The organism is Microcoleus sp. FACHB-68, from assembly GCF_014695715.1.
Taxonomy (GTDB): domain Bacteria; phylum Cyanobacteriota; class Cyanobacteriia; order Cyanobacteriales; family Oscillatoriaceae; genus FACHB-68.
Genome location: NZ_JACJOT010000008.1, coordinates 701,824 through 715,411 on the forward strand (window position 1 = coordinate 701,824; position 13,588 = coordinate 715,411).

Sequence of the window (13,588 nt, forward strand, 5' to 3'; positions counted from 1 at the left end):
TAAAAGCCGGCATTCCTCGGTTAGTTTAAATTCCAGGCTAATCGCTTAAGCTGATTCAACCCGGCTGATTGTCAGATGTTTAATTTATTAAAAGACTGCCGGTGTTTTAGGGATGCCGGTATGTCAGCCATCAGCCGCCAATTAACCCCTAGATTAATATCCGGAATTGGATGAAGCCGGTTAAAAGTTTGGATTATCTTTGATTTCGAGATAAAAACTTTCCGAATTTTCGGGCGTATTGCTCACACTCAAACAAAAGCAATCAGATTGAGATGCAACAATAACCGGACTCTACCAATTCCTGAACTGCTCACCCTCAGAAACGCACACCGGCTCTCATCTTGCCACGAATCCTAAAGTCCGGGTGAGCTTATATGAGAAGCCGGCACAACTACCTATTTATCTAAGAATCCGATTATTCCCTAATCCCAGTGTCCCCCAACCCTCTCAAGAGCTGATTCACCCCTAAAAGACTTAAATTTAGGCGATCCCGTCATAATTCAGAATGGGATAGTATACTTTTTTTATGCAATAATGTTTTCTCATTTGATGTAAATAAATGTTAAAAGGCTCTATTGTGCAGCAGCTCGACGCCGCACATCGAACCGGCAAAAGACCTATAAGATTCGGGGTCTATTACAAAAACACTCTAGTTGCCCTTTGCCACGCCCTAGAGGACTGGATCTTGAACTCCGCCAGTTCACCCATCGTCATCGCCGCATTCCAACGGGGCAAATGGTATTTGCAGGAAGCTGATCGCTATAACGATTTGGCGAAAAAGTCCCGCAACGTCGTGATTATGGCAGCAGCGGAGAGCGGCTTTGGGGAACATCCCACCAGCCAAATGCCAAACGTGGATTTAGTCAGCTTAGATCCATCTGACCCGGTGGCTCAAGAGTGGCATTTGATGATTTTGTCACCCACATACACAGCAGTCGTACTTTGTCAAGAGCTGTCTGAGGAAGATTATGGGCCGGCTGGCTTCCCCCAAGAAGACCGAGATCGGAAATTTTATGGCTTATGGACATTTGAACCAGAACTCGTAAAAGAAACCGTAGAATTAGCAATCGAGCATATCGGGCGCTACAACCCAGAACTGGCGCAAGCTTTAACCGCTCAAGTCCAAGCCATTACCGAGGAAGCCGTTGCCCAGGAGCGAGACGACCTGAGCGAAATTGTCTCCCGCGTGGTGGAATACTTGCAGACGAGCCAGCTTGAATTAACCGGCAGCATTCCGGACGCTCATTCATTCTCCAGCCAACAAGCGCTAGATCGGAACTTGGTTTCTAACGAAATCCAGGCATTTTTGCGAATGGCGCAATTGATGGATCTCGCTGACACCACCAACCCAATGGCAGCAGCGGAAGTCGTGGCACTGGCAGAAATGCTCGGGCAACTGCTGGATTTACCGGCATGGCAAATGAAGCGGCTGCATCTAGCAGCTTTACTCCACCGGCTTGAACCTTTGCAAGGCGTTGAAAGTGTCCTCAGCAGTGGATCTTCCTCTGGTGGCGAGGAACATGGGCCTTGCTGTCCCTTGGTACAGGGAGCGCAAGTGTTGCGAAGGATGCCGCAATTACGAGCCGTTGCGCGAATCCTTACCCATGAGGCAGAGTGGTGGAATGGAACCGGCTTGCCGGGTGGGATGGCCGGCGAAGAAATTCCTTTAGAATCGAGAATTTTAGCCTTAGCGGCAGACTTTCAACAGCGAGTGGCCCTTCACCGAGCCAATCAACCTGATGACGGTTCAGGAGGAAATTACGCGGCCCAGGCTTTAGCAGAGTGTCAGGCGCAGCAAGGCGAACGCTGGGACCCCAAACTTGTCGATACTTTGGCGCTTTTGGTGATGGGTTTACAACAAGGTTTAACCCTGCCGGTGAGTGCGCCTAACATGACAGCCGGAATGTGGTTGTTAGATTTCCGGGTCGATAGTGAAGCAAAAGCCGGCGAAACCACTAGCACTTACAGCAGCGGAGGACGCTATGAATCTTGAAGCGCTGCGATCAGGCAAAACCAAACAGTTTCCAGGCGCAGATTTGGAAGATGAAGACCTTTCAGATTTAACGCTGAGTGGAATTAATCTTGCCGGTGCTAATTTAGTTGGCACTAATTTTGCCGGTTCCAACCTGGAAAGAGCGCGTTTAGATGGCGCGAATTTGCTCGGTGCCCAGCTTGTGAGAGCTGATCTGCGGGCGAATTTCTTAGGAGCAAATTTAATGCAAGCCGACTTAACCGGCGCTGACTTGCGCGGTAGCAATCTGCGAGGGGCTAATTTAATGGCTGCTAAACTCACAGAGGCATCCTTTGCCGGCGCTTTTTTAAGCGGGGCAAATTTGATGAATGTGAATTTGCAGGGAGTAGACTTGCGGAGTACAGACTTACGAGGTGCCAATCTCACCGGCGCTAATCTTAGCGGCGCTAATTTAAGTCGAGCTGATCTGCAAGGCGCATTATTAAGTGATGCAAATTTGGAAGAGGCGGATCTGCGAGGTGCAAATCTTTCGGGTGCAAATCTTTCGGGTGCAAATTTACTCTGTGCTGAGTTGCAGGATGCGAACTTGGAAGGTGTGGTGCTTACGGGTGCCTGTCTTGTGGGGACTGCGGTTGCACAGCCGATATCTAGATAAAGATTTTTTAACCGCAGATGCACACAAATAAACGCAGATAGTATGCAATTCATCTGTGTTTATCTGCGGTTTTTTTTCTGGAAACTGTCCACATTGTCAGGGCGAGAGTGCCCAAACATAGCACTCCCATGACGCCGGCTAAAGGATTTCGATCAATTCCTGTCACCCATTCTGGGACGTTGCCTGAATATCGCACCAGTTGCCCGACGTTAATAATGTAAAAGCCCCAAACAAGGCCGGCATGAAGTCCTATCGGTAAGCCGAGGCGTCCGCTGCGAGAGCGTTTTGCCCAAACTAAAGTTAAACCCAGCACCAGCAGTCCCACAAATGTCGGCCACGTTTTGAGAATGGCTTCCAGGGGTTTAATAAAGTGGAGCAATGCAAATAAGATTGCATCCACCCATAGAGAGGTTTTGAGGCTGTAATTCCGTTGCAATTCATCCAGTAGCCAGCCGCGAAATAGCAATTCTTCGGCAAAACCAATACCGAGAGAAACGATTAAGCCTTCTAGGATGACTTGGCGTAAGAAAACAACAGAAGTCGGTTGTTGCCAGACTACCCACCCTAGCAGTCCTTGCAGCACAAACAGCCCCAGTTGGCTTAAAATTCCTGTGGATAAACCTTTTAAGAGGTCTATCGCATTCTGCCTTGTTCTTTCTAAGCCATAGTTGCTTAAAAGATGGGGCTGCCGGTAAACATAACGCCCCCATAATCGCACGAGGACAATAAATTCCACGTACAAAATAACTAGCGTCAGAATATTGACCAAGTTTTGATCGCTGACAAGCCAGTAAATAGGGACGCAGAAGGGCAGCCAGAGGCAAAGTAACGTCAGCACAAAAATTCCCAGCCGTGCGGGTGCTGGGTAGTGAGCGAGTCTATCGGGGTGGAGTTTCAACTGCCGGTGTCAAATTTAGATAGAACCTTGTCCCGCAGGGGCGGAGTGTCTACCGCCCCCAGAACAAGTATTTAAATGCGCTGCGTCTTCAGATTCGCTCCTATTCATCAGGCTCAATGGTGCTCGTGAGTCCATGATTTTTTAAGGTTTCGCTGTAAAATTCAGCGTGTTCCAGCGCACAGGTGATCACTAAAGCAAGCCCATTGGTGTGGGCTTCCATCATAATGCTGACAGCTTGCGGCTGAGTCAGGCTGGGCACGGTCTTCATCAACGCCTGCACCACGTGTTCCATCGAGTTGAACTCATCGTTATGGAGCAGAACACGATAACGAGGTGCAAGCTTGCGGACCGTTGAACTCTTTTCAATGGTCTCGACTGACACTATCTCTATCCTCTCTAGTCAGTTATTTACAATTGTTTACTCTATAGTAATTAGATTCTTGTATAAATCCAAGTTCGTCAACTCCCTTGAGTGTGAGAACTTTTTGATGCATATTTTTTTTTAAAAGTCAAGTAGCAGCCTATTATTTTACCACAACCGCTGAACCGGATAAGCATCAAAAGCCGAATCAGCACTCAGGACAGGTATTTGCTCAACCATTGCTTGTGAAATGATCAGCCGGTCAAATGGATCGCGGTGATGCAGAGGAAGCGTGCTAACAGCCTCAAGGTGGTCGAAATTGATATTCAGCAAATTGAAATCGTTAAGATTGAATTGCTGCTCTATAAATTCCCGAAAAGGCACGCCAAAATTCAGCTTGCCGATGCTTTGCTTAACTGCCATCTCCCAAATACTCGCTATACTAATCCGCTTATCGTTATTCTCATCTTCCATAAGTAGACGTGCGGCTTCACTCAGTTTTGAATTGCCGGTAAAAAACCAAATAAACGTATGAGTATCTAGTAGCAACCTCATTCCATGTACTCCTTAAAGTCTTCTAGAGGTTCGTCAAAGTCATCTGAGATCCAGATTAAGTCTTTAGCGCTACCAAACAGAGGAGGGCGACGCTGCTGATCTGGCGTCCCATTTGCTTTTTTCTCTTGCGTTCCCTCACCGGCATCCCCATTCGCTGTCTCAAAATCCTGAACCTCAATGACAATCTCCACTCCATCAGGAATGTTAATTTTTTCTAAAAGTTCAATAATTTGACCTCGTTTGATTCCTTTAACTTTCATCAGGCTTTCTCTTATTGATTGGATGATTTAAGTTTAACATTGTTGGCTTTAAGTAAAAAATGCCCACAATCATGTTTTTTATCAATTCAAGTAAAAACCCAATTAATTAACTCCTGGTTTTACATTACTGCCTTCATTTTTTCTATAAATTAATACAAATTTAAACCAGATTTTAACAATTAGCAAAAGCTTTTATGGTTGTTGTGTATTAATATAATCAGTAAAGTTTTTCTTGAGTTTTGGGTGGGAAGGATGCCGGCACCAAACCTCCCTCAACGCCACTACAGGGGATTATCCCTACCGATTGTGAGGCAATCTCGCTCTCGCTTCCGCAACAACCGGCTTTTAAAATTAAGGGAAACGTAAAATTTTTAGATTACTTCTATGAAGCCAGCATCCATCAACTGTGCCGGCCCATTTCAACCTAGCCAAATTATCTGCCTAGAACATCAAAACAGCTACCTGTACGCGGAAGTCATCGATATCATCGAAGTGCGTCAGATGTGCTGGGGGCGGCCTATTATGCTAGCAGTATGGCTTGCCGGCGCTGATCGACCGAGTGAGGGGCTGTTCGAGCAATTACCCGAATTGTATGACTTACGCGACGGTGCGGACATTCTCTTACCCGTTAGTTTATTCCGTCCAGCACTCGACACAGAACTAATTCCCCTGCTGCCTCAGTTAGAAACAACCGCCGAAAACAAGCCGGTGGACGCGCCAAAAATTGCCCACCGGCAGCTTCGAGAATTCATCCACCAAATCTGGCAAGCTTACCCAACAGCGTTTCAAGCTTAAGGTGTATTTCCCTTTCTTGCTAACACGCGAATGCCAAGAAATACTTGATTTTTCTTCATATAACGATCCATCTACGCAACCGCCGCTTGCAGACATTTTGCAGAGCATTAGGCGTAGGTGAAATGATGTCAACTGCCTTTGCAACGAGTTTATCTCGTTTGAACACGATTTCAGCCCACAGATAGGGGAGAATTTTGCCAAAGCGTTCGGCAAACGGCATGGTAGCTCGTAAATCGAGCTGAATCCAATAGAAAAACCATCAGACAGTTTCCCGCTTTCCTTGACTCCCTCATCCACAAACCTAACTTGAAAATCTCCTGTAATCTTCTCGTGTGCAACTGTTACTCTGATTTTGAATTCAGACAAAAATAAAGTCACCGAGTTACAGCAGCAAAAAGACTGTTCAAGCTGTCGTAGTGCCTTTTGGGCCTGAGAGTTTATTTAAATAATCCCAATAATCGCTGGATAATTCAGCCATCCTGATGCACCCTAACAGCAGCAGTTATGGCAAATTCGACTTTCAACAGCAGATGCAAACCAGTTACGAGCGCTACCCTTGAACCTACAACCGACTTCCAGAATGGCCATTGATTCTGGTTCCTTTGCCAACATTACGGGCTAGGGACTAATTGAATGCGACCAGCATCCATCTCGTCCATCAATAGCTCAAGCGCTTCGTAATCAACATCAGAGATATACCCTAGGCGGGTCAGCTCATAGTTGATTTCATTTTCGATATCAGGCGTCAGTCGCTTAAAGTGTAAAGCTTTCTCCACAAGATGACGAATCACGGCAGTCCCTTTCATGGTAGATCAGTAGAATTCCGTACACCATCTATTGTCTGTTGAAGGGACAAAAGGGAAAGTGATACAGAACTCTCACTTGTAATGATCTCAATCACCAGGCCGATCTAGGGTGATTAGCGTCCCAACGACTTGATTAACCTCCAGCCGTTGCAGTGATAAGGATCTCTAAATTTTATGATACTGATCACTTGCCTGTTATGCCGAACACAAAAAGACCGAGAATTTACTGAAAAACAACCAAACCCACAGCCGTCTTAACTTCTGAGTTACTGGGGATTTGTATAAATACATACAATATTTTATAAAAACTTAACGATAACTTTACAGAAGAGGGGTCTACTTGTGAAGATTCAGTAAAACTACTGAACCGGCATGGGCGAACCCAGGGTTTAGGTTTTAAGGTCAAGACATCTCAAACAGTTATTCAGTTTCTTATCAAGAGGAGTGATTTATGCAGACACTTACCGTTTCCCCCCAAATTACAGTTTTTCAACCGCAAGGCCATATCAATGCATCCAACGCCCCAGAACTTCAGAACCAACTGGTTGCAGCGGTAGCTTCACAAGGCACTTCAGTCATCCTGGTTGATATGGAGCAAGTACAATCCTTAGATAGCGCCGGCTTAATGGCTTTGGTTTCAGCACTGACACGGGCGCAGAACCTGAATAGACGGTTTAGCCTTTGCGGCGTTTCACCCTCCATCAGAATTATCTTTGAACTGACCCAACTCGATAGAGTCTTTGAAATTTTTGAAAATCGTGCTGCTTTTGAAGCAACCCTAGCCTAGTGTTATCCCCTGTCTATCCAATTCATGCGTGGCTAGCAGCGGCTTCCCATTGCTAATTGTCATAGTATCCCGCTTGATGTGAAGCAAGCTGCCGGCCTCGCCCCCTCTCTTCCCACTTGAAATAGAAGAACCGGCATCGGTAAGCTTGGGAGTAAATCTAACCCCCTTCATTTTTAGCCGGCTTTGAGTGAAAGCAAAACCCGACCCCCTCGCAACGGCTTAATTGCAACGGGTACGCTTTAGTTTGAAGATCGCGCACACTTCTCGCCTCAGCAGGCGACTGACTTTGAAGACCTCCAGTATAGTAAAAGGATAAAAGAAACCGTCCTAGTCACTGGAAGCTAGAAGTAGAGATTTGCTGTGGCAGTTGCACTAGAAGAATTATTAACACCAGAAATCTTGCAACCGGCTCGTTACCTCGGTAATGAGTTGGGTGCAGCACATAAACCCTGGGAGTCCGCCGCCGTCCGTTGGGTGCTAACTTACCCAGAAATTTATGAAGTGGGTGCCTCAAATCTGGGTCATATCATCCTCTACAACATCCTGAACACCCAGCCCAGGCAACTATGCGATCGCGCCTATTTACCGGCACCTGATCTCGCTACGAAGCTTCGCACCACCCAAACACCCCTCTTTGCCGTTGAATCTCGCCGTCCCCTCACCGACTTCGATATTTTAGGCTTCAGTCTTAGCTATGAACTGGGGGCGACAAATATTCTGGAAATGCTGGATTTAGCCGGCATTCCTCTAACCTGGAGAGAAAGGGCAACCGGGGGCAACAGTCCCTTAATTTTTGCCGGCGGACAAACAGCAACCTCCAACCCAGAACCCTACGCAGACTTTTTCGACTTCATCGCCCTAGGAGATGGGGAAGAACTGTTGCCAGAAATTGGCTTAGTGTTGGAAGAAGGCAAAGCTGCCGGACTCAGCCGAGAAGAATTACTTCTGGATTTGGCACAAATTCCCGGCGTTTATGTGCCGCAATTTTATGACATGGCAGAGGATGGATCGGTTCATCCCAACCGGCTTGACGTGCCAAAACAAATTCTGCGGCGGGTGGCAACTCCCATGCCGAGTTACTCGATTGGGCTGGTTCCCTACGTCCAAACTGTACACGACCGGCTCACCGTAGAAATTCGGCGCGGTTGCACCAGAGGGTGCCGGTTTTGTCAACCGGGAATGCTTACCCGACCGGCAAGAGACGTAGAACCGGAAAAAGTCGTTGATGCCATCGAAAAAGGCATGAGAGCAACCGGCCAAAACGAATTTTCCCTACTTTCCCTCAGTTGTTCCGACTACCTCGCTTTGCCGGCAGTTGGAGTAGAAATCAAAAATCGGCTTAAAGACGAAAATATTACCCTCGCCCTACCCAGCCAGCGCGTTGATCGCTTTGATGAAAACATCGCCAATATTATCGGCGGCACTCGGCAAGGCGGTTTAACCTTCGCCCCAGAAGCCGGCACCCAGCGAATGCGCGACATCGTCAACAAAGGTTTGACCGACGAAGAACTCCTGAGAGGTGTCAAAACCGCCTTTGAGCAAGGCTGGGATAAAATCAAACTCTACTTTATGATCGGCCTGCCAGGAGAGACAGACGCGGATATTTTAGGCATTGCCGACACAGTCCGGTGGTTGCAGCAAGAATGCCACGCCTCTAGTAGAAAACGTTTGAATTTTAACCTCACCATTTCCAACTTCACACCCAAACCTCACACCCCTTTTCAGTGGCATTCAGTTTCCACAGCAGAATTTAAGCGCAAACAAAAACTGCTGCGGTCAGAATTTGGCCGAATGAAAGGCATCAAAGCCAACTTCACCGATATCCGGATCTCAGCGATGGAAGACTTCGTGGGACGGGGAGATCGCCGGCTGGCAGCAGTTTTGCGTCGGGCGTGGGAACTAGGCACCGGCATGGATGCTTGGTTTGAAAGTGCGGAACGCGCTTTTGCAGCTTGGGGGCAAGCCATTGCCGAAGCCGGTTTAACCTGGAAATACCGGCAAGTCGAGAACGGCGAATGGATCAAGAGCAACGCAGAGTCGGCAACCGGCAATGAGGCAGACGCTTTCCAATCCCCCAATCCCGAACTGCCGGTTTCCCAAAATCCCGCTCTCGACAAACCATTGCCTTGGGATCACATCAACACCGGCATAGATAAACAGTGGCTTAAAGCCGACTTGCAACGAGCGCTAGACGCCGCAACGGTGCCGGATTGCTCCTTTGATGGTTGCTCTCATTGTGGGGTGTGTACGCCCGATTTTGGCCACAATACCGTCATAGAAGCGTTGCCAATCCCCGAATTTAGCGGCCACTTTACCCCCAACCAAGACCGGCTCGCGCGACGGCGAATTTGGTTTGGCAAACGCGGTGATATGGCGCTTCTTAGTCACTTAGATTTAGTCCGCTTGTTTGAGCGTGCTGTGCGAAGGGCGTCTCTTCCCATTGCCTTTACCGGCGGATTTCACCCCCAACCTCGAATTTCCATCGCGAGTGCACTTACCCTTGGTGCAACCAGCAGTGGCGAGATTGTAGACTTTGAACTAACGGAAGGTGTCGATATCGATACCTTCCGTGAAAAATTGGCCGCTCAGATGCCGGTGGATATTCCGATTTACCATGTTGAAGCGGTTGACTTAAAAGCACCCTCTGCAACCCACCTGCTAGATCGCGCAGAATACTCAATTGCCTTGTGTTTGCTGGATTCAGAACATAACCCACCCTTAAATTCCCAGCAATGGACGGCTTGGCTGGAGTCTATTTGGACAAGTGAATCCATCGAGTGGGAACAAACAAGCAAGTCTGGCAAAAAGAAACTTGTCAATTTGCGTGAGCGCTTGTTTGAGCTGAAACTGGTAGAATCTCAAAAAGATAGAAGCTCTGAACCGGCAAGATGCCAAGAGCGCCAAGACCATCCTGAGTTGCCATCGGCAATTCCTGTCTTGAAGCAGAACGCCATCTTTGCGCGGAACTGGGCTGTTGTACGTTACACCGGCAGCGGTCGCAATGACGGCACCCTCTTGCGACCCGATCATTTGGTCTATATGCTGGAACAAGTAACCGGCTTGGAGTTTCAGCTGCTGCACACCCATCGGCATCAACTGACCCTGCAATCTTCGTTCTCTGAGTCGCCGGCGATCAGTTGACTCATGGAACTAAACGTTTCAACAATAGCTCTTTTGTTCTGACGGCAGGCAAGGATCTGGCATTTCCTAGAGTGCGACTGAGGTTAGCCACGATCTGTTTGATGTGAAGAGGGTAAACAGTTCCGTGTGCAGGACTTTTTGATGCTTTCACCGGCATCATCCCCTAAAGTCAAGGTTTGACTTTAATATCATCAAAACGCAAATCTGTCAAGAAAAAATGTGAAACGTGCGGGACAAACGCATCTAATTTCTAAACCTCAACTCAATCAAAGGTTTGGGAAGTTGAGCAATTTTGTAGCTTAACCCTTCCAGCATTCGATCTGAGTGAGATTGAAAATTTCAAGGCGTTTGCTGCACTGAAAAGTCAAAGAAGATAATTGTAAAATTTTTGGCTTTTTCAGCTAGCTTTCAACCTCGGTTGCATCTCCAACTTGATTAACAAAAAAGGTACAATTGAACTAAACATGGCCTCAGATGCAATAGATGCAATGAGCCTGGTGCAAACGGTTGAGACTCCGTGCAGGGATACGCGGAGCCGGCCTGACCCAGCGGCCCTCGTGAAATAGAGTCGCTAACGGAGAAGCAAATTGCTCCAAAGCACTCTGGAGAATTCCTAAAGACCTTTCTGCGGGAATCACTCTTTCAGGAAGGAAAACTTCCTCGCCCGGACAAAAAATTTCGATCTTCAGTTGATTGCTTGGATCGGAATTTACAATGCACACGCGTTTCAAGGGAAGCCGTAGTGGTGGTAGAGTCTAAGCGTGTTTTAGCTCTCATGAACCAGCAGCAGATGCTGGATACTACCGGCTCCTGAAACACTTCCAGACTTTCTGTATATTCTTGGCAACCTCTTAAACCAAAAGCTCGTTGTCACCAGGGGCGGTACGAACGATTGGTGGATTTTCCAGGGCAGACTCACTTTGGATTGTAAAGTCAGTCCCTTGTCCGTAATACCCACGCAACTAGAGGGCCTTTAAGGGCGTTTGAAGCTCCCAGCAGAAGTTCTGGGAGTGGCTTGTTTGCATAACTATCGAGTTCAAATGTACCGAGCGCATCAATTGCGCGTCACGTACAAAGGCACACGCGGCGTAAGTGCCTGAGCGCACTACCAAGTTTTGAGGAAATTGAATGCCGAAGCAAATTATTATCGCAGAACAGCATCGTATTGCTGCCGTTTTTTCCGAAGATCAAATCCAAGAACTCGTTGTCGCGACGGGTCAGCATCAAGTCGGTGACATTTATTTAGGCATCGTTGAAAATGTATTGCCGGGAATTGATGCCGCCTTCGTTAATATTGGTGATGCTGAACGCAATGGGTTTATTCACGTAACCGATCTTGGCCCACTGCGGCTGAAGCGCTCAGCGGGAGCCATTACCGAACTGCTGGTGCCGCAGCAAAAAGTTTTGGTGCAGGTGATGAAAGAGCCAACGGGAACCAAAGGCCCACGGCTCACCGGCAACATCACCCTACCCGGTCGCTATTTGGTGCTGATGCCATTTGGGCGGGGTGTGAATTTATCACGGCGCATCCGCAACGAAAACGAACGCAACCGCCTGAGAGCCTTGGCTATTTTAATTAAACCGGCAGGCATGGGTCTGCTAGTGCGGACAGAAGCCGAGGGAATGGAAGAAAAGGCGATTACGGAAGATTTAGACTTTCTACAGCAACAGTGGGAAAACATTCAGCAAGAGACCGCCTCAACGCGGGCACCGGCACTGCTAAATCGGGACGATGATTTTATTCAGCGCGTCCTGCGAGATATGTACAGCACTGACGTGAACCGGATTGTGGTAGACTCCCACACCGCGATCAAGCGAGTGAAGCAACACTTGGTCAGTTGGAGTGGCGGCAAAACACCTCAGGGCGTATTAATTGACCATCACCGCGAACGTGCGCCGGTTCTGGAATACTTCCGAGTCAATGCGGCAATTCGAGAAGCGCTGAAACCGAGAGTTGATTTACCCTCAGGCGGTTATATCATCATCGAGCCAACGGAAGCGCTGACGGTGATTGACGTGAACTCAGGCTCCTTCACCCGTTCCGCCACTGCCAGAGAAACGGTATTGTGGACGAACTGCGAAGCAGCCACAGAAATCGCCCGCCAGCTGCGCTTACGCAATATTGCTGGGGTGATCATTGTTGACTTTATCGATATGGACGCGCGGCGAGATCAGCTGCAAGTATTAGAACACTTCAACAAAGCCTTGAAAGCAGACAAAGCTCGGCCTCAAATTGCCCAGCTTTCTGAACTCGGCTTAGTCGAACTCACCCGCAAGCGCCAAGGTCAAAATATTTATGAATTGTTCGGTCGCACTTGTCCTGCTTGCGGAGGATTGGGACACCTTCACCGGCTCCCTGGCGAAGTTGAACAAGCTCCTAGCGAAATTGTAGAGCGCCCCTCGCCGATTAGTGTCAGAGAACCCCGCTTTTCCGATCTTGGTGATTTCCAGGCTGAGCCGTTCGAGCTAGATTCTGGCAATGACCTCCAAGAAATGGGGCTGATGAATCATCCCAGCTACCAAGAACGAGGAGGGGCGGATGTTAACCGGCGGCGGCGGCGGCGGCGCATTGGTGAAGGGGGTGCAGCTGAGGAGGAAGTGACTCCAGTTCGCATCAGTCCTGTCGTGCCGGTGAAAACTGCCAAACCGGACGTGATGCTAGAACCAGAAATACAGCAGGAACCTGAAGAGTTTCCCCCCACTCCCAGCCGTACCCAAATTCCGGAGAGGACTCGGATTATCAGTCGCGAGCCGGTTTCGCCGCCTGAACCTCCAGAGGTGATTGCGGTGGAAATGACGCCTGAAGAACAGGACGTTTACGCCCTGATGGGGATTTCTCCCTTGGTACTGGCTAATCGAGAGGTGAAAAATCCTAAATCTGCCGTGATTTCTGTGTACGCTCCCGGTCAATCGCCAGAGACCGCTCCAGAGCCGCCGGTGGCTGCGGCTACAGGGCCGATGCTCCGCGCGGGAATGTCTGTGAAGCCGACCCCAGCCGCTTCTCGCAATAGCCGGCATGACCCGGATATGGCTGAATTTAATCGCAGTAGCCGGCATGACCCGGATATGGCTGAGTTTAATCCCAGTAGCCGACATGACCCGGATATGGCTGAGTTTAATCCCAGTAGCCGGCATGACCCGGATATGGCTGAATTTAATCTGGCTGAAGAGGCTACCTCTACAGAAGAACTGACAGAAGCAGAAAACATTGAGATCAATGAACCACAAAACATTGAAACCAATGAACCAGAAAACATTGAGATCACTCAACCAGAAAACACGGATCTGAGTGAATCAGACAATAATGTGTCTGGAAGTCGTCGCCGTCGCCGCAGGTCTTCTGCCTCTGAGTCATAAT

The 13,588-nt window shown here is 48.4% G+C and carries 11 protein-coding genes; 6 read left to right on the forward strand and 5 right to left on the reverse strand.

Translation table 11 applies throughout. The features are described from left to right. Positions 1–559: 559 nt before the first annotated feature. Both H6F73_RS11915 and H6F73_RS11920 read left to right on the forward strand, forming a co-directional pair. Positions 560–1,993: a DICT sensory domain-containing protein gene (locus H6F73_RS11915; protein ID WP_190758962.1), complete on the forward strand. Its 1,434-nt coding sequence runs from the start codon at positions 560–562 to the stop codon at positions 1,991–1,993. Further along, entirely contained in the window at positions 1,983–2,627 is a 645-nt protein-coding gene (locus tag H6F73_RS11920; RefSeq protein WP_190758963.1) for a pentapeptide repeat-containing protein, read from the forward strand. Before H6F73_RS11915 ends, H6F73_RS11920 begins: the two co-directional genes overlap by 11 nt. 49 nt (positions 2,628–2,676) lie before the next feature. Here H6F73_RS11920 and H6F73_RS11925 read toward each other — a convergent pair whose 3' ends face one another. From H6F73_RS11925 to H6F73_RS11940, 4 genes are all read right to left on the reverse strand, one after another. Then, complete coding sequence (locus H6F73_RS11925) at positions 2,677–3,525, reverse strand: type II CAAX endopeptidase family protein (RefSeq protein WP_190758964.1); 849 nt, start codon at positions 3,523–3,525, stop codon at positions 2,677–2,679. Between the two features lie 100 nt (positions 3,526–3,625). Next, the gene (gene clpS / locus H6F73_RS11930; RefSeq protein WP_190668035.1) at positions 3,626–3,907 is read right to left on the reverse strand and encodes an ATP-dependent Clp protease adapter ClpS; all 282 of its coding nucleotides are present in this window, start codon (positions 3,905–3,907) and stop codon (positions 3,626–3,628) included. A 147-nt stretch (positions 3,908–4,054) separates the two neighbouring features. Beyond that, complete coding sequence (locus H6F73_RS11935; RefSeq protein ID WP_190758965.1) at positions 4,055–4,441, reverse strand: type II toxin-antitoxin system VapC family toxin; 387 nt, start codon at positions 4,439–4,441, stop codon at positions 4,055–4,057. Then, entirely contained in the window at positions 4,438–4,701 is a 264-nt protein-coding gene (locus H6F73_RS11940) for a DUF2281 domain-containing protein (protein WP_190758966.1), read from the reverse strand. The genes H6F73_RS11935 and H6F73_RS11940 overlap by 4 nt, the downstream gene beginning before the upstream one ends. A gap of 384 nt (positions 4,702–5,085) precedes the next feature. Between H6F73_RS11940 and H6F73_RS11945 the strand changes: the two genes are divergently transcribed. Further along, positions 5,086–5,496, forward strand: coding sequence for a hypothetical protein (locus H6F73_RS11945; RefSeq protein WP_190758967.1), 411 nt, complete (start codon positions 5,086–5,088; stop codon positions 5,494–5,496). Between the two features lie 611 nt (positions 5,497–6,107). Here H6F73_RS11945 and H6F73_RS11950 read toward each other — a convergent pair. Further along, the gene (locus H6F73_RS11950) at positions 6,108–6,302 is read right to left on the reverse strand and encodes a hypothetical protein (RefSeq protein ID WP_190758968.1); all 195 of its coding nucleotides are present in this window, start codon (positions 6,300–6,302) and stop codon (positions 6,108–6,110) included. A gap of 451 nt (positions 6,303–6,753) precedes the next feature. On the opposite strand from H6F73_RS11950, the gene H6F73_RS11955 reads away from it, so the two are divergent. The 3 genes from H6F73_RS11955 (at position 6,754) to H6F73_RS11965 (ending at position 13,587) form a co-directional block, all read left to right on the forward strand. Next, positions 6,754–7,089 (forward strand): STAS domain-containing protein, encoded by a 336-nt coding sequence (locus H6F73_RS11955; protein WP_190758969.1) that lies wholly within the window; start codon positions 6,754–6,756, stop codon positions 7,087–7,089. A gap of 360 nt (positions 7,090–7,449) precedes the next feature. Further along, positions 7,450–10,230 carry a TIGR03960 family B12-binding radical SAM protein gene (locus H6F73_RS11960; protein ID WP_190758970.1) on the forward strand — a complete coding sequence of 927 codons (2,781 nt, stop codon included), beginning with the start codon at positions 7,450–7,452 and terminating at the stop codon, positions 10,228–10,230. A gap of 1,128 nt (positions 10,231–11,358) precedes the next feature. Further along, positions 11,359–13,587, forward strand: coding sequence for an Rne/Rng family ribonuclease (locus tag H6F73_RS11965; RefSeq protein ID WP_190758971.1), 2,229 nt, complete (start codon positions 11,359–11,361; stop codon positions 13,585–13,587). Position 13,588 lies beyond the last annotated feature (1 nt).

Coding starts and splice junctions, on each gene's coding strand:
- H6F73_RS11915 (WP_190758962.1), top strand. CDS start 560: ATGTTAAAAGGCTCTATTGTGCAGCAGCTCGACGCCGCACATCGAACC.
- H6F73_RS11920 (WP_190758963.1), top strand. CDS start 1,983: ATGAATCTTGAAGCGCTGCGATCAGGCAAAACCAAACAGTTTCCAGGC.
- H6F73_RS11935 (WP_190758965.1), bottom strand. CDS start 4,441: ATGAGGTTGCTACTAGATACTCATACGTTTATTTGGTTTTTTACCGGC.
- H6F73_RS11940 (WP_190758966.1), bottom strand. CDS start 4,701: ATGAAAGTTAAAGGAATCAAACGAGGTCAAATTATTGAACTTTTAGAA.
- H6F73_RS11945 (WP_190758967.1), top strand. CDS start 5,086: ATGAAGCCAGCATCCATCAACTGTGCCGGCCCATTTCAACCTAGCCAA.
- H6F73_RS11950 (WP_190758968.1), bottom strand. CDS start 6,302: ATGAAAGGGACTGCCGTGATTCGTCATCTTGTGGAGAAAGCTTTACAC.
- H6F73_RS11955 (WP_190758969.1), top strand. CDS start 6,754: ATGCAGACACTTACCGTTTCCCCCCAAATTACAGTTTTTCAACCGCAA.
- H6F73_RS11965 (WP_190758971.1), top strand. CDS start 11,359: ATGCCGAAGCAAATTATTATCGCAGAACAGCATCGTATTGCTGCCGTT.